Consider the following 23,226-nt stretch of genomic DNA (forward strand, 5'->3'; position numbering starts at 1 on the left):
GCTTCATAGGAGAGGTGTTCGCAAATGAGTCGTCGTGACAGCAGTCAGTCCGGTAACACCCGAGCGCGGAACCGCAGCCGGGTGGTCGGCGCCACCAGTGCGGTGGGCGCGTTCCTGGCTTTCGGGATGGCCCCGTTAGCCGCAGCACCCGCCGCGAATGCCGACGTCGATTTCGACCTCGGCGATATCTTCGGCGATCTGTTCAGCTCGTGGTCCACAACCGACGCCGGTGATGCCGGCACGACGTGGGACCTCGACGCGCTGTTCGGCGACCCGGGCAGCGCAGCCGGTGACCCGTTCTCCTGGACTGGGATCATGGACCAGTGGTTCTACGGGCCGATACACACCTTGACCCAGCTCTGGATCACCAACCCGCTCGGTGAGTCGATCAACGGGATGATCAACGACTGGTCGGGCATGTACTTGATCGGCAACGGTGTCGACGGCACCGAGGATTCGCCGGACGGCGGCGACGGCGGGCTGTGGCTCGGCGACGGCGGTGACGGCTGGAGCAGCGACCAGGCCGGTGTGGGCGGCGGCGACGGTGGCGCGGCGCTCGGCTGGCTCGGCAACGGCGGTGATGGTGGCGCCGGTGGCGCCGGAGCGGCCGGCGGTGATGGCGGAGCCGGCGGCTGGTGGATGGGCAACGGTGGCAACGGCGGTGCCGGTGGCGCCGCACTCGTCGACGGCGGTGTCGGTGGTGCCGGCGGTGACGGCGGCGCGGCCGCGGCCTGGTTCTTCGGCAACGGCGGTGCCGGTGGCGCCGGTGGTGCCGGTATGGATGGCGCCAACGGCGGCGTCGGCGGTGCGCTCAGCGGCGGTGCCGGTGGCAACGGTGGCGCGGGCGGCCGCAGCGGCTACCTGTTCGGCGACGGCGGCAAGGGTGGTGCTGGCGGCACGGCCGGCGACGGTGGTAATGCGGTCGGCGACAACGGTACGAACGGTCTGACCGGTGGCGCCGGCGGCACCGGCGGTAGCGGTGGCGCCGGCGGAGCCCGGGGTTCCAACTACTACGCCGGCTCGTTCTACGGCAGCGCAGGACAAGCCGGTGACGGCGCTGACGGCGGTAATGGCGGCGAGGGCAGTGACGCCGCCACGGACGGCAGCGGCAACTACCTCGGTAATGGCGGCGCGGGCGGCCGTGGCGGCGACGCTGGCGGCGGTGAGCACGCCGGCAACGGTGGAAACGGCGGTGATGCCGGCGACGGCAACAACGGCGGACAGGGCGGCCTCGGCGGCCGCGGCGGTACAGCGCTCGGCACCAACGTCAGCGGCAATGGCGGTGACGGCGGTACCGGCGGTCTCGGCGCGACCGGTACCGGCGGTAGCGGCGGTGCCGGCGGTGCCGGCGGTAACAGCGACGTCGGCACCGCAGGCAATGGCGGCAACGGTGGACAAGGCGGCAACGGCGCTACCGACGACAACACCGTCTCGACGAGAGGCGGTAACGGCGGCCAGGGCGGCCAGGGCGGCAGCTACAACGGCACCGCCATCACTGGCACCAGTGGCAATGGCGGTAACGGCGGGGCTGCCGGCGACGGCACCCTGCGGGGCGGCAACGGCGGTAACGGCGGCGGCGGCGGCTTCAGCAGTGGCGGTAACGGCGGCGACGGTGGCGACGGCGGCGCGGCGGGCGAGGGCCTCGGCTGGAGTGACGGCACCACCACCTGGAGCATCGGCGGTAACGGCGGCTCCGGTGGTGCCGGCGGCAGCGCCGGTGGGCCCGCTGTCGGCGGTAACGGTGGGGCTGCGGCGAACGGCGCCGACGGCGCGACCGGAACGAACGTTGTCAGCCAGGGCGGTAACGGCGGCGCCGGCGGTCGCGGTGGCGACAGCAGTGGCGGGACCACCGGTGTGGCCGCCGACGGTGGCGCCGGCGGCAACGGCACTGCGATCGGTGGCAACGGCGGCTCCGGCGGTCAGGGTGGCTCCGGCTACCAAGGCCTGTCCACCAATGCCGACGGCGGTGTGGGCGGCAACGGTGGCGCCGGCGGTAACAGCGGCGGCGTCGAAATCCCCGCCGGCGCAACAACGCCCGCCGGCTTTGGGGCTGCCAGCCATGCCGGTAACGGCGGTGCGGGCGGTAGCGGTGGTTCGTCCTCCAGCAGTGCGGCCGGCGGCGACGGCGGCGACGGCGGTATCGGCGGTTCCGGAGCCGGTTCGGTCGACGGCGGGACCGGCGGAGCCGGTGGTGCCGGCGGTAACGGTGTCACCGCGGGTACCGGTGGCAACGGCGGTGCCGGCGGCACCGCAGCGGCCGGTGACGGTGGTACCGGCGGAACCGGCGGTCGCGGTGGTAACGGTGGCCCGGGTGCCGACGGACTCAGCGGCATCCCACTGCTCCCCGGCGGCGCCAACGGTGACGGCGGCGACGGCGGCAACGGTAACGCCGGCGGCCTCGGCGGCAACGGTGGCGTCGGCGGCGGCTCCACCAGCGGGACCGGTGGTAACGGCGGTGCCGGTGGTGCCGGCGGATCCGGTGGCGCCGGTGGACCCGGCGGGCCCGGTGGCACCAACCCCGACACCGGCGACGGCTACGACGGTGGTGACGGCGGCAACGGGGCGATCGGCGGGACCGGCGGTAACGGTGGCGCCCACGGCGCCGGCGGCGCCGGTAACGGCACCGGTGGCGCGGCGGGCTCGGGTGGCACCGGCGGCTCGGCCGGTGCAGCAGGCCCGGGCGGGGCTGCGACCGGTGACGGCACACCCGGCACCGACGGCACGGCCGGCAACGCTGGCGCCGACGGCGCGAACGGTACGCCCGGCGCCTAGCCGACAGTTGAGAGCGACCGCGGTCGCCGGGTCCACTGGGACTCGGCGACCGCGGTCGTTTCAGCGGCCCCCTTCTCGCGCGAGCGGGCGCTTCCCGGGCCCGACACACCGCTTTCGGCGGCGGATCGGGCCACGCCGCCGAGGACAGTCGGCGGGCCTCGCGGCCGTCTGCGTGCAGCGCGGCTGTTCCTCAGCGCTGGCGGGACTTGAGCTGATGATGAGCGACCGCCTGCTGCATGAGGCCGGCTCGCTTGGCGATCGCCTCCAGATCCATGGCTGCCCCGGTCGCCGGCTGAGCTAGCAGGTCGGCCCCGACCGCCCGCGCCTTCAGGTCGAGGTCGGCGTGGCTCAGCCGCCCGTGTTCGCTCTCGCCGTCGAGGGTGGAAGTGACGACCGTCTTCTCGCTGTGCTGCCGGTCGGCCTGCCGACGCAGTGGATCGATCACTGTGCGTCAGCGAGGACTCAACATATCGGCTGAGATCCGCGGCCTGCCGCTTGCGTGAAGCCGTCGGCATGGTCGCGGCGTCGGCCGTCCGTTACGCAGCCGACCCCGGAAGCCACGCCCACGGAACGTCATTCTCAGTATTCCTTAATTCTGAACTCTATTACACAGATATAGACATACGACAACGGAATGTAACCTAAGTCGAATTAGGCGCATGCGAGGTTGCTGGAAAATGGCTTTGAACTGTGGTTTTCATTTGCTTCATGATGTAGAGGCGGGCGCGGAAGCCGGGGCGCCGGGGTGCGACGGGGCGGATTTTTGATGTGAACAACAGCATTGCCTCTCAGCTCTATTTCAGCTACGTTGGCCTGAGTGGGACTGGCGCCTAAGGGGCGCGCACTTGAAATTTGAGGAGATCTTCGATGTATCAACCACTTCGGCCCTACGCCACTGCCGGGGTCGCAATTGTGGGGGCCGGCATGATCGCCGTCACCCCGGTGGCCGCGCCGCTGTCCGCTCTGTCGGACATCCAGTCGCCGTCGGTACAGCTCACCGCGGGGGGTTTTGCCGACGTCATGAGCGAGGCGACCGCCAACTTCACGCAGCTTTACAACAATTTCGCGCTAGCGCCGTTCGTCGGGGTTCAGCAGTTCATCGTCAATATTCAGGGTTTCCTGCAGGAGCTGCAGGACGGATCGGATCCCGGTACCGTCCTCGCCGAGTTCCAAGCCAACTTGGCGTCGATCGGGTCTGCGTTCGCGCTGACCAACTCCGGTCTGGACGATGATGCCTTCAGCGAGCTCGTGGGGCAGGTGACCCCGCACACCCTGGATGACTTCAACGATCTGGGCGGGCTGACCGACGGCACCGGCGACCTCACCATCGGACATAACCTCCTCGGGAGTGTTCTTCCGAGCTTCCTGCCGGAAGATATCGATCCGGACATGGTGTCGGAGGTTCTGAACTTCCTGTCGTCACCGCTGAGCGGCATGATCATGGGTTCGCTCGGCCCGATGTTGAGCCCCATGGTGGCGCTGCTGGCCAGCATCACCGACGGCGACAGTTTCGAGCAGATTCTCGCCAGCCCGCTCGACGGCTTGCTCAACGGCGCCACCCTCGACCTCGACGCGTTGATACCGACGATCGAATCAGCGGGGCTGTTGCCGGACGGCACCGTCATCAACCACCTCGACTTCGCCCTCGGCGGGCTGTTGAGCCCCGGTCTGGTGGGTGCCGGCCCCTACGCCGATGCCGCCGGCAACGAGGTCATCCCGGTCGGCGGCTCGATCTTCAGCTCCCTGGGCCTCAACATCACCGTCCCGGAAGCCCTCGGGATACCCGGGCCTTTCAACATCGACGTCCCCAGCTACGCCGTCGGCCCGATCGCTGCGATGGTCGGCTGGCAGCAAGCCATGGGAGCGGTGCTCGGCAACGGCTGGGACGGCAAGGACGCGGTCCAGACCCCGCCGATCTTCGGCCTCGACCCCCTCGTGGCGGACGACGCCGGTGCCGGCGTCGCGTCGCTGTTCGGCGACCTGCTGTCCGACATCTAGGAACACCCAGCAATCGCGGCCGTCGGGAACCCGGCGGCCGCGATCGCCTTCTGGGCCTGCCTTCTGCCGCTATTTCAGCAGCGCGACGAATTTCTCCTCGGGGCTCACCGGCTCCGGCAGCGCCTCGAGCTGCTCGGTACGCGGAAGCGGCACTTGCGGGTCGGCGAACTCCCGATAGGTCTTGTCGCCGACCAGCTGCGCCAGCAAGTATCCGGCCAGCAGAGCGCGTACCCGCCGCTGGGTGCGCCGGTCGGAGGTCGGTAGCCCGAAGAACCCGGTCAGCCGACGGCCCTGCGGCAGGCCGGCAGGGGAGGTCTTGGCGATCACCCGCAGCGTCGCCGACGGCCAGGCGTGGGCCAGCTCAACAGCATTGGAGCGCAGCGCCTTCGCGTCGCCGGGGCCGGCGAACACCACGCCGGGCACAGCCAGTATCTCCGCCGCCTGCTCGGCGGGCGGAGTGGTGACGGTCGGGAAGATCGCCGCTACCGCTTTGGGCTTCACCGCCGACCCGGCGGCGGCGAACACCGCGGCCGAACCGCCGAAGCCGTGGCCGGCCACCGCAAGCCGGGCGCGGTCGACGCTGATACGCCCCGGCCCCAACCGGATCTCGGTGGCGATCTCCAGCGCACGGCCCAAGTCGGCGGCCGAGTCCAGCACCGACGGCGCCAGGCCGCGGCAGGTGTCGGGGGCGGCGGCAACGATGCCCCACGAGGCCAGATGCTCTAGCAGTCCGGCATAGCGGTGCGCTCCGGTCAGCCAGTCGTGACCGAACGCCACCGCGGGAAGCCGGTAACCGGACGCCGGGGTGTACACCACACCGGCCAGCCCGGCATAGGCCAAGTCGCCTCGCAGGACGCGGTGCGGACCGGGTCGGGTCAGTGCGGTGTAAAGACGCTTGATGCTGGCCACCAGATGACGTTAACGCACTGCGGCGCGCGACGGTCAGGGCTTCGCTGACCTGCGCGATTGCTGAGGGGCGTCCGCTGTTGCACTACCCTGAACAGCTATGTGCGGAATCGTCGGCTACGTCGGGCAGCGGCCCGCGCGCGAGGTCGTCGTCGAGGCGCTGCGCCGCATGGAATACCGCGGCTACGACTCCGCCGGAATCGCCGTCGTCGACGGCGTCGGGCAGCTGACCATCCGCCGCCGCGCCGGCCGGCTAGCCAACCTGGAAGCCGAGCTGGCCGACACCGATCCGGCCCTCCTGGTCGGCGGCACCGGGTTGGGCCACACCCGTTGGGCCACCCACGGCCGGCCGACCGACCGCAACGCCCACCCGCACCGCGATGCGGCCTCCAAGTTCGCCGTGGTCCACAACGGCATCATCGAGAACTTCACTGCGCTGCGCGACGAGTTGGAGCGCGAGGGAGTGGAATTCACCAGCGAAACCGACACCGAGGCGACCGTCCACCTGCTGGCCCGCGCGTACCGTCACGGCGACACCGCAGGAGACTTCGTGGCGTCGGTGCTGGCCGTGGTGCGCCGGCTGGAAGGCCACTTCACCGTGGTGTTCGCCCACGCCGACGAGCCCGGCACCATCGTGGCGGCGCGCCGGTCCACCCCGCTGGTGGTCGGGATCGGCGACGGTGAGATGTTCCTCGGCTCGGACGTGGCGGCGTTCATCCCCTACACCCGCAACGCGATCGAGCTCGGCCAGGACCAGGCGGTGGTGATCACCGCGGACAGCTACCGCATCACCGACTTCGCAGGCCAGGACATGACCGGCACTGCCCGCCCATTTCATATCGATTGGGACCTGTCGGCCGCTGAGAAGGGCGGCTACGAGTACTTCATGCTCAAGGAGATCGCCGAGCAGCCCACCGCGGTGGCCGAGACGCTGCTCGGGCACTTCGAGGACGGCCGCATCGTGCTCGACGAGCAGCGCCTCTCCGATCAGGAGTTGCGTGAGATCGACAAAGTGTTCGTGGTGGCCTGCGGTACCGCGTATCACTCCGGCCTGCTGGCCAAGTACGCGATCGAGCACTGGACGCGGCTGCCGGTGGAGGTGGAACTGGCCAGCGAATTCCGCTACCGGGACCCGGTTTTGGACCGCAGCACCCTGGTGGTGGCGATCAGCCAGTCCGGTGAGACCGCCGACACCCTGGAAGCCGTCCGGCACGCCAAAGAACAGAAGGCGAAGGTGCTGGCGGTCTGCAACACCAACGGCTCGCAGATCCCGCGCGAGTGCGACGCGGTGATCTACACCCGCGCCGGCCCGGAGATCGGTGTCGCCTCGACGAAGACGTTCCTGGCGCAGATCACCGCGAACTATCTGGTCGGTCTGGCGCTGGCGCAGGCCCGGGGCACCAAGTACCCCGACGAGGTCGAGCGCGAGTACCTGCAGTTGGAAGCGATGCCCGAACTGGTGTCGCGCGTGCTGGAGGGCATCGACTCGGTGGCCGAGCTGGCGCGGCAGTTCGCGAAATCGAGTGCGGTGCTCTTTCTCGGCCGTCACGTCGGCTACCCGGTGGCGCTGGAAGGCGCCTTGAAGCTCAAAGAGCTGGCATACATGCACGCCGAAGGTTTCGCTGCCGGCGAGCTCAAGCACGGCCCGATCGCGCTGATCGAGGACGATCTGCCGGTGATCGTGGTGATGCCTTCGCCCAAGAACGCGGCGATGCTGCACTCCAAGCTGCTCTCCAACATCCGCGAGATCCAAGCTCGTGGTGCGGTCACCATCGTGATCGCCGAGGAGGGCGACGAGACGGTACGGCCTTACGCCGACCACCTGATCGAGATCCCGGGCGTACCAACGCTTTACCAGCCGCTGTTATCGACCATTCCGCTGCAGGTGTTCGCCGCCGGGGTGGCCCAGGCTCGGGGTTACGACGTCGACAAGCCGCGCAACCTGGCCAAGTCGGTCACGGTCGAATAAGGTTTGAATCCGCGTGGCACGGCGGGCATTGGCAGCGGCGGTCACGTCAGCCGTTCTGCTGGTGACGGCGCCGGATTCCGGTGCGACACCGGTATTCCCAGATGTGGACTCGCTGATCGACGACAGCGGGCCGCTGCCCGATTCCGTCAGCGAGCTGCCCAGGCTGCCCGCGGTGGCCTTTGTCACCGACTCGGGACTGGTCTGCCGGACCCGGCAGGGCAGGATCACCCATGAGATCAACTGCACGGGCGACATTCCGGGGGCGCCGCCGGACGCCGGGGCTGTGCAGTTGCCCGGGATCTACGGGAAGTCAAGTGTGCCCGCCCGTTTCGTGCACACACCGCCGGAAGACCGGAGCGCCGGAGCGCCACCGGCTGTGAGGCTTCCGGTGGGCCACAAGATCGCGTTCTGGGATCTCTCACCCGCCCAGTCGATGGTCTGCGGGACGCCGCCGTCCACCGACGTGGTCTGCGTGCTCAAAGAACCCCAGGTTGCCCGCAGCGTGTACAACGGTCCCGTCGCGATCCACGGGTTCGTCATCGCAGCACCGCAGAGCTGGGTGTTCTAGTTCACGGATGCCGGGCGGTGACTCCACCGTCGACGACGAGCTGGGTGCCGGTGATGAATGACGCCCGCGGCGACATCAGGAACGCCACCGCCGCAGCCACCTCGGCCGGCTGTCCGATGCGTCCCAGCGGCGCGGCGGCGACGAAGCCGGCGGCGACCTCCTCGACGTCGAGTGCGATCTGCAGCATCGGAGTCTCGATGAAGCCCGGGCAGATCGCGTTGACCCGGATTCCGGCCGGGCCCAGCTGCGCGGCCATCGACCGGGTCAGCCCCAGCAGTCCCGCCTTGGACGCGCAGTAGGCCGGGATGAAGGGGTTGGCGGTCAGGCCCTCGATGCTGGAGATGCCGACCACCGCTGGGCTACCGCCGGCGCGGGCGACCGCCTCCAGATGTGGCAGCATCAGCTGCACCAGCATCGCCTGGGCGCGCAGGTTGACATCCATGACGGCATCCCAGGATTCGCCGGTGTAGGCGCCCACCGGTTCGGGCAGCACCCGGCCCGCCGCATGCACCAGTCCGTCGATGCCGTCGAGCGCATCGGCCGCGGCCGCGACCGCAGCGGGCAGCGCGGCATCGTCGCAGACGTCGACCACCGCACCTGGCATCGCCATCCCGTCGGCCACCTCGAGAACCCCGGGGGCGATGTCCCACAACGCAACCCGACGTCCGTCGGCAATCAGCGCCTCGGCGCACGCCCGGCCGATTCCCGAGGCCGCACCGGTGATGACGACTCCGCTCACTCCACCGCTCCTTTGCAGACGACGAACTGTGACCAGTCCGGTTCGCGTACCATCGACCAGTACTCGTCGAGCCGCCAGGGGCTCACCGTGTGGATCTCGCCGTCGGCGTTCTTGAAGTAGGAGTGCGTGACCGCCGGGTGTGCCCACACCGTGTTCTTGATGCCCTCCTGCGTGACCCGATGCCATTCGGCTGCCGCCTGTGCGGTCGGCTCGATGCAGTGCAGCTGCTCCTCGGCGAGTTTGGCCAGGCAGGCGTCGATGTAGCGCATCTCCAACTCCGAGTTGAAGATCAGGCTGCCGCCGTGCGCCAGATGAGCGCCGGGGCCGTAGAGCAGAAAGAAGTTCGGGAATCCGGGCACGGTGATGCCCAGGTACGCATACGGCCGGCGGCCCCACAGCGCATGCAGATCGGTGCCGTTGCGGCCGGTGATGCGCATCGGCCACAGCACGTCGGTGTGCCGAAACCCGGTGGCGTAGACGATTACGTCGACCTCGCGGTGGACGCCGTCGTCGGTCTGGACGCCGCTCGGCGTGAGCGTGCGTATCGGGGTGCGGACCAGGTCGACGTTGTCGCGTTGCAGCGTTTTGAGCCAGGTGCCGTTGTCCTGCAGGGTGCGTTTGCCGGTGGCCGGATAGTCCGGCAGCACCTTGGCCAACAGCTCCTCGTCGTCGCCGACCTGATCGGTGATCCAGCCGGTGAACATCTGCCGGGCCAGCGCGTTGACCTCGCTGACGGCGTAGTCCTGGTCGGGATAGTCCGGGTCCACCCGGGCGGCCTCCAGGCCTTTGTCGGCGCCGGGCCACAGCAGCAGAAACCGGTACCAGCGGCCGTAGAACGGCAGGTGCTCCAGTGCCCAGCGCACCCCGTCGCCGACCGCGTCGTGATACATCGGGTTGGGGAACATCCACTGTGCGGTGCGCTGAAACACCGTGAGGTGCTCCACCTTTCCGGCGATCGCCGGTGCGATCTGGAATCCGCTGGCGCCCGCCCCGATCAGCGCCACCCGCTTGCCGGTCAGATCGATGCTGTGGTCCCAGGCCGCGGAGTGAAACGACGGCCCGGTGAAGCTGTCCGCGCCGTCGAGATCCGGCAGGTTCGGGCGGTTGAGCTGGCCGACCGCCGTGATCACCGCGCGCGCCGACATGGCCGACACCGCCCCGTCGTCGGTGCGCGTGGTCAGCGTCCAGGTCCCGGTGGCCTCATCCCAGGCGGCGTCGGTCACCTCGGTATTCCACTGGATATGTTGGCCCAGACCGTGTTTGGCGATGACATCGGTGAAATAGGCTTGCAGTTCCGGCTGTTCGGCGAAGTAGTGCCCCCAATCGTTGTTGGGTTCGAAGCTGAAGCAGTAGAAGTGGTTGGCGACGTCCACCCGGGCTCCCGGATAATCGTTCTCCCACCAGGTGCCGCCCGGGCCGGCATTCTTCTCGACGATGGTGAAGGGAATACCGGCCTGCGCCAGCCGGATTCCGGCCAACACTCCCGATTCGCCGCAGCCGATCACCACCACCGGAAGCTCCGCTGCCCGCTCCGGTTGCAGCGGTGCGGGGCGGCGGGGGTCGACTCCGGTGAGGTCGAGTTCCTCGGCGAGCAGGCCCAGGTAGTCGTCCGGGACGGTCTCGCACGCCGCCCAGTCCATCATCTCCTTGATCAGCTCGGCGGGCAGCGGTGCCGGTTGCGGGCAGCCGCGGTCGCGGTAGTCGATGATCACCGGCAGCGCTTCGGCGCGGGCGCGGGCCTTGTCCTCTTCGGACATGAACCCCTGAATCTCGTTGAGGAAGATCCCGTTCTGCTTGAACTCCCGGATGAAACGGGGGTCGCCGGTGATGTGCACGCACGACAGCAGCAAGGTCGGAATGGAGACCTGCTCCAAGGCGGCGGCGATATCGGCGTCGGCGGTGGTGAACGGTTCCCCGGCGTAGCGGTTGCGCGGCAACTCGGACCCTTTCCATCGGACTGCATCGATCCGCTACTGTGCGTCGCGAAATTGATTCGGACGATACTTGAGCCATCGTTGCTGATCAAGAGTCGGCACCGGGGGCCTGTTACCCATTGACCCGCCCCGTCCGGCCCGGGCAACTAGCCTGGCCAGGACGAGGACGGACCAGGACGGACGAGGAAGGGCGAGGAAGGGGCCGTGCGGCACTATTACACCGTCGAGGTGATCCGCGCCGCCGAAGCGCCGCTGCTGGCGACCCTGCCCGACGGGGTCTTGATGCGCCGGGCCGCATTCGGCCTCGCCACGGCGATCGCCCGGGAACTGGCCGGGCGCACCGGCGGGGTGGCCGGCCGCAGCTTGTGCGCGGTGGTCGGCTCCGGAGACAACGGGGGTGACGCACTGTGGGCCGCCACGCTGCTGCGCCGGCGCGGCGCGGCGGCCAGTGCGATCCTGCTCAACCCGGAGCGCGCTCACGCCAAGGGTCTGGCGGCATTCAGGCGGGCCGGCGGCCGGATCGTCGATACGGTTTCGCCCGCAACGGATCTGGTGATCGACGGGGTGGTCGGGATCTCCGGGCGGGGTGCGCTTCGCCCGAACGCCGCCGAAGCATTCGCCGCGGTGGAGGCCGCGGGCATCCCGGTGGTGGCCGTCGACATTCCCAGTGGCCTGGACCCGCACACCGGGGCCGCCGAGGGCCCCGCGGTGCGCGCCGCGCTTACCGTCACCTTCGGCGGCCTCAAACCCGTACACGCGCTGGGACAGTGCGGGCGGGTCGAGCTCATCGACATCGGCCTGGAATTGCCGGCCACCGACACCCGCTCGCTGGAAGCCGCGGACGTCGAGGCGTGCTGGCCGGCGCCCGGGCCGCGCGACGACAAGTACACCCAGGGCGTCACGGGAGTCCTGGCCGGCTCGGCGACCTACCCGGGCGCGGCGATCCTGTGTGCCGGCGCGGCGGTGGCCGCCACCTCCGGCATGGTGCGCTACGCCGGAAGTGCTGCCGCCGAAGTGGTTTCGCACTGGCCCGAGGTGGTGGCCGCGCCCAGCCCCGCCGCCGCCGGCCGGGTGCAGGCCTGGGTGGTGGGACCGGGCCTGGGTACCGACGAGGCCGGCGCCGCCGCGCTGTGGTTCGCGCTCGGCACCGACGTGCCGGTGATCGTCGACGCCGACGCGCTGACCATCCTGGCCGCCCACCCGTCGCTGGTGGCCGACCGAGCCGCACCCACCGTGCTCACCCCGCACGCCGGGGAGTTCGCCCGGCTGGCCGGGCACCCGCCCGGCGACGACCGGGTCGGCGCGGCCCGGGCCCTCGCCGAGAAGTTCGGGGCCACCGTGCTGCTGAAGGGCAACGTCACCGTCGTCGCCGATCCGGCCGGCGGTTCGGCGAGGCTCGACGGAGGAGAGCCGACACCGGGACCGCCGTATGGGCGCGGCCCGGTCTATCTCAACCCGTCGGGCGGATCCTGGGCGGCCACCGCCGGCTCCGGGGACGTGTTGTCCGGGATGATCGGCGCACTGCTGGCCTCGGGCCTGCCCGCTGCCCAGGCCGCCGCGGCCGCCGCGTTCGTGCACACCCGGGCGGCCGCGGCCTCGGCCGCCGACCCCGGACCCGGCGACACCCCCACGTCGGCGTCGCGCATCTTGGCCCACATCCGCACCGCTCTGGCCGAGCTATGAGAAGAGGAGTCGCTGTGACCCATTCCCACCCGTCCGTCCCCGCACACACCATCGCCCCGGCCTATACCGGGCGATTGTTCACCTCACCGGTCCCGGCGTTGCGGATGCCCGACGAGTCGATGGAGCCGCAGGCCGCCTACCGCTTCATCCACGACGAGCTGATGCTCGACGGTAGTTCGCGGCTGAACCTGGCCACCTTCGTCACCACCTGGATGGACCCTGAGGCGTCGGCGCTGATGGCGGAGTCGTTCGACAAGAACATGATCGACAAGGACGAGTATCCGGCCACCGCGGCCATCGAGCAGCGCTGCGTGTCCATGGTCGCCGACCTGTTCCACGCCGAGAACCTGCGCGACGACGACCCGGCCAGCGCCATCGGGGTGTCCACCGTCGGCTCGTCCGAGGCGGTGATGCTCGGCGGGCTGGCGCTCAAGTGGCGCTGGCGCGCCAAGGTCGGCGATTGGCAGGGGCGCACGCCCAACCTGGTGATGGGCTCCAACGTCCAGGTGGTGTGGGAGAAGTTCTGCCGCTACTTCGACGTCGAGCCCCGCTACCTGCCGATGGCGCAGGGTCGCTACGTGATCACCCCGGAGCAGGTCGTCGATGCCGTCGACGAGAACACCATCGGGGTGGTGGCGATCCTGGGCACCACCTACACCGGCGAACTGGAGCCCGTCGAGGCGATCTGTGCCGCGCTCGACAAGCTGGCCGCCGGCGGCGGTCCCGACGTGCCGGTGCACGTCGACGCGGCGAGTGGCGGATTCGTGGTGCCGTTTCTGCACCCGGACCTCAAGTGGGACTTCCGGCTGCCGCGGGTGGTGTCGATCAACGTGAGTGGTCACAAGTACGGCCTCACCTACCCGGGGATCGGCTTCGTGGTGTGGCGGGGCGCCGACTATCTGCCCGAGGAACTGGTGTTCCGGGTCAACTATCTCGGCGGGGACATGCCCACCTTCACGCTGAACTTCTCCCGGCCGGGCAACCAGGTCGTCGGCCAGTACTACAACTTCCTGCGACTCGGCCGCAGCGGCTACACCGAGGTGATGCGCACGCTGTCCGACACCGCCCGCTGGCTCTCGCACCAACTGGCCGACTCTGAGCACTTCGAGGTCATCTCGGACGGATCGGCGATCCCGGTGGTCAGCTTCCGCCTCGCCGGTGACCGCGGCTACACCGAGTTCGACGTCTCCCACGAGCTGCGCACATTCGGCTGGCAGGTGCCGGCCTACACCATGCCCGAGGGCGCCGAGGACGTCGCGGTTTTACGCGTGGTGGTCCGCGAGGGCCTCTCGGCGGACCTGGCCCGGGCGCTCTTCGACGACACCATGAAGGCGGTGACCGCCCTCGACCGGCTCAAGCCCGGGGGGCATTTCGACGATCAGCAGCACTTCTCGCATTAGGGTTTCCCCGGCCTTGCCTCGCTGAGTGTGCGTTTTAGGTCGCAGAATCGCGAATTCGGCGACTGAACCGCACACTCGGCGGGCCGGTCACCAGGTTTTCGGGCAGCCCCGGCTGATCAACGCCGCCCCGACCCGCTCCAGGAAGACTTCGGGACGTAGGTGCAGCGTGCGAGACGTCAACCGGATGTCGATCCAGCCGGCCTCGGCGATGAAGTTGTAACGCTCCGCGTCACGTTCCCGCTGCTTGGGGTCAAGCCAATGGTGGGCGCCCTCGAAGTCGGCGCCGACGAGGTATTCCTCCCAACCCATGTCGATGCGAGCGCCGACGTTGCCCTGGGCGTCGTACACCGGTATTTGAGTCTGTGGTAGCGGGAAACCGGCTTGTACGAGTCGCAGCCGGGTGAGCGACTCATACGGCGATTCGGACCTGTCGTCGACAAGCCGCAGCGTGGTATCGAGCTGCCGCAGCCCTCGGGCGCCCCGGTGCGCGTCGGCCACCGCCGCGATGTCCACCACCTTGAGATCGGTGGCGTTCATGAGCGCGTCGACGCGCTGCACGCCCTCGGTGGTCGGCAAACGTCTGCCCAGGTCGAAGGCGGTGCGGGCGGCCGTTGTCACCGGTAGGCCGCGAACCATCTGCACCTCGCCGGGCAGCAGAGTGTCGGTGTGCACCGTCAGCAGCGGCGGTGCTCGTCGATTGCTGTGCACCAGCTCGGCGGGGGCGTCGCCGTCGATCCACTTCGCGCCGAGCATCGCCGACGCCGACACCCCGGCGAGCACCCCTCGGCGGCGCGACCACAGCCACGCGGCGTAGGCGCGCTGCCGCGCCGTGCGTTGCGACTCGCGTGGCACCCAAACGCCCGGATAGATGCCGACGTAGTCGCGGCGCAGTTCGGCGCGGGTCACCGCGCGGCGAGCCAGAGCCTCGGACGCCAGGATCGGCCCGCGTGGTGCTTGCATCACCGCAGCGTGGCATCAGTCGCCGGTCCGGTGCCGACGTCCATTCACAGGCCGCCGTCGGTCGAGTGAGCGTTTTGGCACCGGAATCGGCCGTTTTCGCGACCAAACCGCTCACTCGACGGGCCATCCGGCGGGTTCTGGGACAATTGACGCTGACATGACTGCCACATCCCGAACGGCCGGCCTGCTCGGCGAAGCGCTGGTGGACCTGGACGCCATCGCCCACAACGTGCGGGTGCTGTCCGACCAGGCCGGCGCCGCCGAGGTGATGGCCGTGGTCAAAGCCGACGGCTACGGCCACGGCGCGGCGCAGGTGGCTCGCGCGGCGCTGGCCGCCGGTGCGGCCGAACTCGGGGTCGCCACCGTCGACGAGGCGCTGGCGTTGCGGGCGGCCGGCATCGGCGCCCCGGTGCTGGCGTGGCTGCACGGGCCCGACACCGACTTCGCGCCCGCCCTGAACTCCGATGTGCAGATCGCGGTCTCCTCGGCGCGGCAGCTGGACGAGTTGCTCGACGCCGTGGTCCGCACCGGCCGCACCGCCACGGTGACGGTCAAGGCCGACACCGGCATGAACCGCAACGGCATCGGCGCCACCGGCTACCCCGAGTTGCTGGGCGCGCTGCGCCGCGCCGTCGCCGACGACGCGGTCCGGGTGCGGGGCCTGATGTCGCATCTGGCCTGTGCCGACGAAGCCGATAATCCGGTGAACAACGTTCAAGCCCAACGGTTCTCCGATATGCTCGCGCTGGCTCGCGACCAGGGCCTGGCGTTCGAGGTGGCCCACCTCGCCAATTCTGCCGGAGTGATGACGCGGCCGGACCTGGCGTTCGACATGGTGCGCCCCGGCATCGCCGTCTATGGGCTCAGCCCGCTCCCCGAGCGCGGCGACCTGGGCCTGATCCCTGCCATGACGCTGAAATCCATTGTGGTGCTGGTCCGCTCGATCAAGGCCGGCGAGGCCGTCTCCTACGGGCACACCTGGATCGCCGAGGCCGACACCACCCTGGCGCTGGTGCCGATGGGCTACGCCGACGGGGTGTTCCGCCCGCTGAGCGGCCGGTTCGACGTGCTGATCAACGGCCGGCGCCGGCCCAGCGTGGGACGGGTCTGCATGGACCAGTTCGTCGTCGACCTCGGCCCCGGTCCGGTCGACGTGACCGAGGGTGACGAGGTCATCCTGTTCGGACCCGGAACCAATGGCGAGCCCCTGGCCCAGGACTGGGCCGACGAACTGGGCACCATCCACTACGAGGTGGTGAACTCACCGCGCGGGCGGGTCGCCAGACGCTACCGGGGAGTCGGGTCCGATGGCCGTTAACCGGCGGCGCGCCAACCTGCGAACCGGCGGCTGGCTGGCCGGGGCGGCCGGGCTGACCGCCGTCGGCACCATCGCCGGATCCACCATCGCGCGCTCGCTGACCCGGCGCACCACCTCCGACGATCCCTACGCCGCCGAGGATTTCGAGATGCTGGCGCACGACCACAGTTCGGTGGTGGTCACCGACGACGGTGTCGAACTGGCGGTCCGCGACGTGGGGCCCCGAAACGCGCCGCTGACCGTGGTGTTCGCGCACGGTTTCTGCCTGCGGATGGGCTCGTTCCACTTTCAGCGGGCGCGATTAACCGCCGAATGGGGCAGGCAGGTCCGGATGGTCTTCTACGACCAACGCGGCCACGGTGATTCCACTGTCGCCCCGCCGGATACCTACACCGTGCCCCGGCTCGGCCAGGATCTGGAGGCGGTGCTGGCCGCGACGGTGCCGCGCGGACCGGTGGTATTGGTCGGGCATTCGATGGGCGGAATGACGGTGTTGTCGCATGCCCGGCAGTTTCCGCAGCGCTACCGCAACCGGATCGTGGGCGCTGCCCTGATCTCCTCAGCGGCCAAAGGCGTTTCCCGGTCACCGCTGGGCGAGATCCTGCGCAACCCGGCCCTGGAGGCGGTCCAGTTCACCGTGCGGTACGTCCCGGGCCTGGTGCACCGCGGTCGCGGCGCGGCCCGCCGGGTGATCGCGCCGATCCTGCGCGCCGCCTCCTACGGCACCGACCAGATCAGCCCGAGCGTGGTGGCGTTCTCCGAGGAGATGATGCACACCACCCCGGTGGCCACCATGGTCGGATTCCTGCATGCACTGGAGGTTCACGACGAGAGTGCCGCACTGGCGACGTTGGCCAAGATCCCGACCCTGGTCGCCTGCGGCGACCGCGATCTGCTCACCCCGGACGGCTACTCGCGGGCGATGGCGGCCGCGCTGTGGGACTGCGAGCTGGTGATCGTGCCCGGGGCGGGGCATCTGGTGCAGCTGGAGGAACCCGACATCATCGATGACGCGCTGGTGCGGTTGGTGGAGCGGGCCACCCCCCGCCGGGTCACGCTGACCCGCCGGCTGCGCCGGAAGGCCGGGCGCAGTGGCTGACATGCAGCACCTGGCGACGGCCGCCGAGACCATCGCCCTGGGTGCGCGCCTCGGTGGACAGCTGCGCGCCGGCGACGTCGTGGTGCTGTCCGGTCCGCTCGGCGCCGGAAAGACGGTGTTGGCCAAGGGGATCGCGGCGGCCTTGGACGTCGATGGCCCGGTCACCTCGCCGACATATGTGTTGGCTCGCGAACATCGGGCCCGCCGGCCCGGCGCCCCGTCGATGATCCATGTCGACCTGTACCGGCTGCTCGACGAGAAGGGGCTGGACCTGCTGGCCGAGTTGGACTCGCTGGACCTGGACACCGAACTCGTCGACGCTGTCGTCGTGGTGGAGTGGGGCGAAGGACTGGCCGAGCGACTCTCGGAGCGGCACCTGGACGTCCGGCTGGACCGCGGCGCCGACACCGAAGCCCGCACCGCGACCTGGCGATGGCACACGCCGTGACCGCGACGATCCTGACCATCGACACCGCCACGCCAGCGGTCACCGCGGGCCTGGTGCGCCTGGATGAGGCTGGTCGACCGACCGTCCTTGCCGAGCGGGTGACACTGGACGCCCGGGCGCACGCCGAGTGGCTCACCCCCAATGTGATTGCCGCACTGGCCGATGCGGGGCTCGGCATGCCCGATCTGACTGCGGTGGTGGTGGGCTGCGGGCCGGGCCCGTTCACCGGACTGCGGGTCGGGATGGCCAGCGCCGCCGCCTACGGACACGCACTGGGCATCGGGGTGCGCGGGGTCTGCAGCCTCGACGCCATCGGGGTAATGACACCGGCGGTGTCAAAAGGGGAGGCCCTGGTGGTCACCGACGCCCGGCGCCGCGAGGTCTATTGGGCGCGCTACCGCGACGGTGTCCGGGTGGCCGGCCCCGCGGTCGGTGCCCCGGCCGACGTCGACCTCGGCGAGGCCGCGGCGGTCGCCGGCTCGCCGGCGCACGCCGGCCTGTTCGGCCTCCCGGTGCTCGGCGTCGCCTACCCGACTCCGACGGGCCTGGTTGCGGCGGTGCGTGATTGGGACAGTGTGCCAGCGCCGCTGGTGCCGTTGTACCTGCGCCGCCCCGATGCCAAGCCGCCGGTTTCGGCGGCCCCACCGGTGGATATCGGTGCGCTGCTCGACAGTGATGCGGCGCGCTGCGCCGAACTGGAGGCCCAGCTGTTCGGCGGCGACGACCCGTGGCCGCCCGCGGCTTTCAGCCGGGCGATCGGCGCCGCCGACCACCACTATGTCGCGGCCCGGATCGGCGACCGACTGGTGGGCTACGGCGGGATCGCACGGCTGGGGCGTACCCCGCCGTTCGAGTTCGAGGTGCACACCATCGGGGTGGACCCTGCTCATCAGGGCCGCGGGATCGGACGGCGCCTGCTGGCTGACCTACTGGATTACGCGGCCGGCGGCGTCGTGCACCTGGAGGTCCGCACCGACAACGTCGCGGCGATCGGGCTGTACCGCGAGGTCGGCTTCGTCGAGACCGGGGTGCGCAAGCGCTACTACCGCAACGGCGCGGACGCTTACATGATGCGGCGGGAGTCCCGTTCATGACAATCGTGCTGGCCATCGAATCCTCTTGCGACGAAACAGGTGTCGGCATCACCCGGCTGGCGGCCGACGGCACGCTGACGCTGCTGGCCGACGAGGTGGCCTCCAGCGTCGAAGAGCACACCCGGTTCGGCGGGGTGGTGCCCGAGATCGCGTCGCGGGCCCACCTGGAGGCGCTGGGCCCGACGATGCGCCGGGCGCTGGACACGGCCGGGGTGCAGCGTCCCGATGCGGTGGCCGCCACCATCGGACCCGGCCTGGCCGGAGCGCTGCTGGTGGGCGCGGCCGCGGCCAAGGCCTATGCGGCGGCCTGGGGAGTGCCGTTCTACGCGGTCAACCACCTGGGCGGGCACCTGGCCGCCGATGTCTACGCCCACGGCCCGCTGCCCGAGTGCGTGGGCCTGTTGGTCTCCGGCGGCCACACCCACCTGCTGCACGTGCGATCGCTGGGGGAACCGATCGTCGAGTTGGGCAGCACCGTCGACGACGCCGCGGGGGAGGCCTACGACAAGGTGGCCCGGCTGCTGGGGCTGGGCTATCCGGGCGGGCGGGTGCTCGACGAGCTGGCCCGCACCGGCGACCGCGACGCGATCACATTCCCGCGCGGGATGACCGGTCCGCGCGACGCCCCGTACGTGTTCAGCTTCTCGGGCCTGAAGACCGCGGTGGCCCGCTATGTGGAGGCCCACCCCGACTTCGTGTCCGCCGATGTGGCGGCCGGCTTCCAGGAGTCCGTCGCCGACGTGCTGACCGCCAAGGCGGTGCGGGCCGCCACTGATCTGGGGGTTTCCACGCTGCTGATCGCCGGCGGGGTGGCGGCCAACTCCCGGCTGCGCGAGCTGGCCGAGCAGCGCTGCGCGGCGGCGGGTTTGACGCTGCGGATCCCGCCGCTGCGGTTGTGCACCGACAACGGCGCGATGATCGCGGCGTTCGCGGCGCAGCTGATCGCCGCCGGGGTGCCGCCGTCGCCGCTGGATGTGGCCACCGATCCGGGCCTACCGGTCGTTTGCGCGAGCGTGCGCGTTCCCGATCGACACGCCCGGTGAACTGCCGTTTCTGCGCACGCTCGCGGGTGAGCGGGCCGGATACCGAGGAAGCACCGCCCCCACCTTGAGTGCTAGCACTCTCGTGTATAGAGTGCTAGGTGGCAGTCGGACGAATCCTGGCTCGGCACCCGCGACGACGACGCGAGGGCTCGCACGAATGCCGAACACCTTAAGTAAGTACGTTCCGATGCGACCAGGCCGCGAGCCGGGTCGCATCCAGACAATGTGGAGGGCTCCAATCGTGGCGAGCGTGAACATCAAGCCACTCGAGGACAAGATCCTCGTTCAGGCCAACGAGGCCGAGACCACGACCGCTTCCGGTCTGGTCATTCCGGACACCGCCAAGGAGAAGCCGCAGGAAGGTACCGTCGTCGCCGTCGGCCCTGGCCGGTGGGATGAGGACGGCGACAAGCGGATCCCGCTGGACGTCAAGGAAGGCGACGTCGTCATCTACAGCAAGTACGGCGGCACCGAGATCAAGTACGGCGGCGAGGAATACCTGATCCTGTCCGCGCGCGACGTGCTGGCCATCGTCGGCAAGTAGCCACAAGCAGACACCGTGCCCGCCCCGGAGATCCCCGTAGTACGGGTGATGTCCGGGGCGGCACGCGTGCAGGGAAAGGGTTGACATTCGTGAGCAAGCAGATTGAGTTCAACGAGGCCGCCCGGCGGGCCTTGGAGACCGGCGTCGACAAACTGGCCGACGCGGTCCGGGTCACGCTGGGCCCGCGCGGCCGCGCCGTGGTGCTGGCCAAGTCGTTCGGCGGCCCGACGGTGACCATGGACGGCGTCACGGTCGCCCGCGAGGTCGACCTGGAGGACCCGTTCGAGAACCTCGGCGCCCAGCTGGTGAAGTCGGTGGCCACCAAGACCAACGACGTGGCCGGCGACGGCACCACCACCGCCACCGTGCTGGCCCAGGCCATCATCTCCGGCGGGCTGCGCAACGTCGCAGCGGGCGCCAACCCGATCGCGCTGGGCGCCGGTATCGCCAAGGCGGCCGACGCGGTATCCGAGGCGCTGCTGGCCGCGGCGACCCCGGTCTCCGGCAAGGAGTCGATCGCACAGGTGGCCAACGTGTCCTCGCGCGACGAGGAGATCGGTGAAATGGTCGGCGAGGCGATGACCAAGGTCGGCGCTGATGGCGTGGTCAGCGTGGAGGAGTCCTCGACCCTGTCCACCGAACTGCAGATCACCGACGGCGTCGGCTTCGACAAGGGCTTCCTGTCGGCCTACTTCGTCACCGATTTCGACTCGCAGGAGGCCGTCCTGGAGGACGCGCTGATCCTGCTGCACCGCGACAAGGTCAGCTCGCTGCCCGACCTGCTGCCGCTGCTGGAGAAGGTCGTCGAGGCGGGCAAGCCGCTGGTGATCATCGCCGAGGACGTCGAGGGCGAGCCGCTGTCGACGTTGGTGGTGAACGCGATCCGCAAGACGCTGAAGGCCGTCGCGGTCAAGGCGCCGTACTTCGGCGATCGGCGCAACGCGTTCCTGGAGGATCTCGCGATCGTCACCGGCGCCCAGGTGATCAACCCCGACGTCGGACTGACGCTGCGTGAGGCCGGTCTGGACGTGCTGGGTACGGCGCGCCGGGTGGTGGTGTCCAAGGACGACACCGTCATCATTGATGGAGCTGGCGGTGGCGACCTTGTCGCCGCGCGCGTCAAGCAGCTGCGCGCCGAGATCGAGGCGACCGACTCCGACTGGGACCGCGAGAAGCTCGAGGAGCGGCTGGCCAAGCTGGCCGGCGGCGTGGCGGTGATCAAGGTCGGCGCAGCCACCGAGACCGCCCTCAAGGAGCGCAAGCACCGGGTCGAGGACGCGGTGGCGGCCGCCAAGGCCGCCGTCGAGGAGGGCATCATCACCGGCGGCGGGACCGCGCTGCTGCAGGCCCGCGCGGCACTGACGGAGCTGGCGTCCTCGCTCAGCGGTGACGAGAAGCTGGGCGTGGAGGTGTTCGGCGCCGCGCTGAGCGCGCCGCTGTACTGGATCGCCAACAATGCCGGTGTGGACGGCGCGGTGGTGACCAGCAAGGTCACCGAGCTACCGGCCGGTCAGGGCTTCAACGCCGCCACCCTGACCTACGGTGACCTGGCTGCCGACGGGATCGTCGACCCGGTCAAGGTGACCCGGTCCGCGGTGCTCAACGCCGCCTCGGTGGCGCGCATGGTGCTGACCACCGAGACGGCCGTCGTGGAGAAGCCGGCCGAGGAGGCCGCCGACGCCCACGGGCACCACGGCCACGCGCACTAGGTAGTCCTGCCGAGAACACCCCGGTCCTGACGGGCCGGGGTGTTTTTCGTCCGAGATCAGATGGCGAAGTGGAACAGCCCGTACCAGACCACGAAGGCGAACAGCGCCAGACCGCCCAGCAGGGCCAGCGCGAACCGGCGCCCGGTGAGGATCTCCTGCCTGACGACGATGACGCCGATCAGCAGGCAGATCGGGTAGTAGAGCAGCATCGCGGTGAGAAGCCCGGGTGAGTATCGATCGAGGATCGGCGTCATCCCGAGATGAAAGAGTGCGTCCCAGAACAGGTTTGCGCTGGCAAAAACCGCGAGCGCAACGGTGCGGGCAAGGGTCCGCTTCCGGAAGTTCGCGTAGACCAGCGTCACCAGGATCGCCATGAACGCGAGGTTGTTGAGGGCGAACGCGGTGTCGTCGAACCGGCCGTGGACGTCGTGGGTGACCCATTCGGGGAAGCCGCTCAGGTACTCCTCGACGATGTGCAGCAGGTAGGCGGCCGGCATCAGCCAGATGACGTTGCGGAAGCGTGGCAGTGCCAGGGCGCTGCCGGGCCCCGCGTCGACGGCGTTCATGGCGACGATCATCGCTTACGGCCGCGCGCGCCGTCGGTTTTTGAGCGAGCCGCCACCGCGGGATCGGCGGCGTGATATCCGCACGGTTCGTTTATAACCGCGGAGAACGGGTATTGATTCTCCGCGCCGCCGGAGAAGACGGCGATATTGGAGGCGCTGTAAAGGAGATCACCATGGACCCAGTGGCGGCAACCGAATTCCTCGCCCGCTCTACAACATTGACCAGTGTCGGGTGGATCGGCTACATCATTATCGGCGCCATCGCAGGCTGGATCGCAGGCATCGTCATGAAATCCAAGTACGGCCTGCTCACCGACATTGTTGTGGGCGTTGTCGGCGCTCTGATCGGCGGTTTTCTGCTCAGCTTCGTCGTCGACACGGCGAGCGGAGGTTGGTGGTTCACTTTGTTCACTGCAATCCTGGGCGCAGTCATCCTGCTTTGGCTGTTGCGCCTGTTCGGCCGCGAGGCGTAAGGG

General features: G+C 69.7%; 20 protein-coding genes. 14 read left to right on the top strand and 6 right to left on the bottom strand.

Features of this window, described 5'->3' with window-relative positions; all coding sequences use genetic code 11:
* Nucleotides 1–24: 24 nt before the first annotated feature.
* Nucleotides 25–2,772: a PGRS repeat-containing protein gene (locus tag AWC24_RS23295; protein WP_013830186.1), complete on the top strand. Its 2,748-nt coding sequence runs from the start codon at nucleotides 25–27 to the stop codon at nucleotides 2,770–2,772.
* Nucleotides 2,773–2,962: 190 nt separating this feature from the next.
* On the opposite strand, the gene AWC24_RS06520 is transcribed toward AWC24_RS23295, so the two are convergent.
* The gene (locus AWC24_RS06520) at nucleotides 2,963–3,217 is read right to left on the bottom strand and encodes a hypothetical protein (protein WP_013830185.1); all 255 of its coding nucleotides are present in this window, start codon (nucleotides 3,215–3,217) and stop codon (nucleotides 2,963–2,965) included.
* A 422-nt stretch (nucleotides 3,218–3,639) separates the two neighbouring features.
* On the opposite strand from AWC24_RS06520, the gene gjpA reads away from it, so the two are divergent.
* The gene (gene gjpA, locus AWC24_RS06525) at nucleotides 3,640–4,770 is read left to right on the top strand and encodes an outer membrane porin GjpA (protein WP_041318609.1); all 1,131 of its coding nucleotides are present in this window, start codon (nucleotides 3,640–3,642) and stop codon (nucleotides 4,768–4,770) included.
* 69 nt (nucleotides 4,771–4,839) lie between these two features.
* On the opposite strand, the gene AWC24_RS06530 is transcribed toward gjpA, so the two are convergent.
* On the bottom strand, nucleotides 4,840–5,679 hold the full coding sequence (locus AWC24_RS06530) for a dienelactone hydrolase family protein (RefSeq protein ID WP_041318605.1): 840 nt from the start codon (nucleotides 5,677–5,679) through the stop codon (nucleotides 4,840–4,842).
* Nucleotides 5,680–5,776: 97 nt separating this feature from the next.
* Here AWC24_RS06530 and glmS point away from each other — a divergent pair, with 97 nt between their 5' ends.
* Both glmS and AWC24_RS06540 read left to right on the top strand, forming a co-directional pair.
* Nucleotides 5,777–7,645: a glutamine--fructose-6-phosphate transaminase (isomerizing) gene (glmS, locus tag AWC24_RS06535; protein WP_013830180.1), complete on the top strand. Its 1,869-nt coding sequence runs from the start codon at nucleotides 5,777–5,779 to the stop codon at nucleotides 7,643–7,645.
* A 13-nt stretch (nucleotides 7,646–7,658) separates the two neighbouring features.
* Nucleotides 7,659–8,213, top strand: a complete 555-nt coding sequence (locus AWC24_RS06540; protein WP_133055705.1) for a hypothetical protein — start codon at nucleotides 7,659–7,661, stop codon at nucleotides 8,211–8,213.
* A gap of 1 nt (nucleotide 8,214) precedes the next feature.
* On the opposite strand, the gene AWC24_RS06545 is transcribed toward AWC24_RS06540, so the two are convergent.
* Together AWC24_RS06545 and AWC24_RS06550 are read right to left on the bottom strand one after the other, a co-directional pair.
* Nucleotides 8,215–8,952, bottom strand: a complete 738-nt coding sequence (locus AWC24_RS06545; RefSeq protein WP_013830178.1) for an SDR family NAD(P)-dependent oxidoreductase — start codon at nucleotides 8,950–8,952, stop codon at nucleotides 8,215–8,217.
* The gene (locus tag AWC24_RS06550) at nucleotides 8,949–10,889 is read right to left on the bottom strand and encodes a flavin-containing monooxygenase (RefSeq protein ID WP_085083176.1); all 1,941 of its coding nucleotides are present in this window, start codon (nucleotides 10,887–10,889) and stop codon (nucleotides 8,949–8,951) included. Before AWC24_RS06550 ends, AWC24_RS06545 begins: the two co-directional genes overlap by 4 nt.
* 201 nt (nucleotides 10,890–11,090) lie before the next feature.
* On the opposite strand from AWC24_RS06550, the gene AWC24_RS06555 reads away from it, so the two are divergent.
* Both AWC24_RS06555 and gad read left to right on the top strand, forming a co-directional pair.
* Entirely contained in the window at nucleotides 11,091–12,569 is a 1,479-nt protein-coding gene (locus tag AWC24_RS06555) for a bifunctional ADP-dependent NAD(P)H-hydrate dehydratase/NAD(P)H-hydrate epimerase (protein ID WP_013830175.1), read from the top strand.
* Between the two features lie 14 nt (nucleotides 12,570–12,583).
* A complete protein-coding gene (gene gad / locus AWC24_RS06560; protein WP_085083179.1) occupies nucleotides 12,584–13,969 on the top strand; it encodes a glutamate decarboxylase in 1,386 nt (461 codons plus the stop codon).
* An 87-nt stretch (nucleotides 13,970–14,056) separates the two neighbouring features.
* On the opposite strand, the gene AWC24_RS06565 is transcribed toward gad, so the two are convergent.
* Nucleotides 14,057–14,929, bottom strand: coding sequence for a type IV toxin-antitoxin system AbiEi family antitoxin (locus AWC24_RS06565; protein WP_085083181.1), 873 nt, complete (start codon nucleotides 14,927–14,929; stop codon nucleotides 14,057–14,059).
* 157 nt (nucleotides 14,930–15,086) lie between these two features.
* On the opposite strand from AWC24_RS06565, the gene alr reads away from it, so the two are divergent.
* The 7 genes from alr (at nucleotide 15,087) to groL (ending at nucleotide 22,184) form a co-directional block, all read left to right on the top strand.
* Nucleotides 15,087–16,247 carry an alanine racemase gene (gene alr, locus AWC24_RS06570; protein ID WP_085083183.1) on the top strand — a complete coding sequence of 387 codons (1,161 nt, stop codon included), beginning with the start codon at nucleotides 15,087–15,089 and terminating at the stop codon, nucleotides 16,245–16,247.
* Nucleotides 16,237–17,346, top strand: coding sequence for an alpha/beta fold hydrolase (locus AWC24_RS06575; protein WP_085083185.1), 1,110 nt, complete (start codon nucleotides 16,237–16,239; stop codon nucleotides 17,344–17,346). The genes alr and AWC24_RS06575 overlap by 11 nt, the downstream gene beginning before the upstream one ends.
* Nucleotide 17,347: 1 nt before the next feature.
* A complete protein-coding gene (tsaE, locus tag AWC24_RS06580) occupies nucleotides 17,348–17,794 on the top strand; it encodes a tRNA (adenosine(37)-N6)-threonylcarbamoyltransferase complex ATPase subunit type 1 TsaE (RefSeq protein WP_085083187.1) in 447 nt (148 codons plus the stop codon).
* On the top strand, nucleotides 17,779–18,888 hold the full coding sequence (tsaB, locus tag AWC24_RS06585; protein WP_085083189.1) for a tRNA (adenosine(37)-N6)-threonylcarbamoyltransferase complex dimerization subunit type 1 TsaB: 1,110 nt from the start codon (nucleotides 17,779–17,781) through the stop codon (nucleotides 18,886–18,888). Before tsaE ends, tsaB begins: the two co-directional genes overlap by 16 nt.
* Nucleotides 18,885–19,931 (top strand): tRNA (adenosine(37)-N6)-threonylcarbamoyltransferase complex transferase subunit TsaD, encoded by a 1,047-nt coding sequence (tsaD, locus tag AWC24_RS06590; protein ID WP_085083191.1) that lies wholly within the window; start codon nucleotides 18,885–18,887, stop codon nucleotides 19,929–19,931. The genes tsaB and tsaD overlap by 4 nt, the downstream gene beginning before the upstream one ends.
* 241 nt (nucleotides 19,932–20,172) lie before the next feature.
* Nucleotides 20,173–20,475, top strand: coding sequence for a co-chaperone GroES (gene groES / locus AWC24_RS06595; RefSeq protein WP_047321158.1), 303 nt, complete (start codon nucleotides 20,173–20,175; stop codon nucleotides 20,473–20,475).
* Between the two features lie 89 nt (nucleotides 20,476–20,564).
* On the top strand, nucleotides 20,565–22,184 hold the full coding sequence (gene groL, locus AWC24_RS06600) for a chaperonin GroEL (protein ID WP_085083193.1): 1,620 nt from the start codon (nucleotides 20,565–20,567) through the stop codon (nucleotides 22,182–22,184).
* A gap of 56 nt (nucleotides 22,185–22,240) precedes the next feature.
* Here the strand turns inward: groL and AWC24_RS06605 are convergent, their stop codons facing one another.
* A complete protein-coding gene (locus tag AWC24_RS06605; RefSeq protein WP_163705299.1) occupies nucleotides 22,241–22,750 on the bottom strand; it encodes an HXXEE domain-containing protein in 510 nt (169 codons plus the stop codon).
* A gap of 173 nt (nucleotides 22,751–22,923) precedes the next feature.
* Here AWC24_RS06605 and AWC24_RS06610 point away from each other — a divergent pair, with 173 nt between their 5' ends.
* Nucleotides 22,924–23,223, top strand: a complete 300-nt coding sequence (locus AWC24_RS06610; RefSeq protein WP_085083291.1) for a GlsB/YeaQ/YmgE family stress response membrane protein — start codon at nucleotides 22,924–22,926, stop codon at nucleotides 23,221–23,223.
* Nucleotides 23,224–23,226: the final 3 nt, after the last annotated feature.

The sequence above is a fragment of the Mycolicibacter senuensis genome, assembly GCF_002101885.1.
GTDB classification, from domain to species: domain Bacteria; phylum Actinomycetota; class Actinomycetes; order Mycobacteriales; family Mycobacteriaceae; genus Mycobacterium; species Mycobacterium senuense.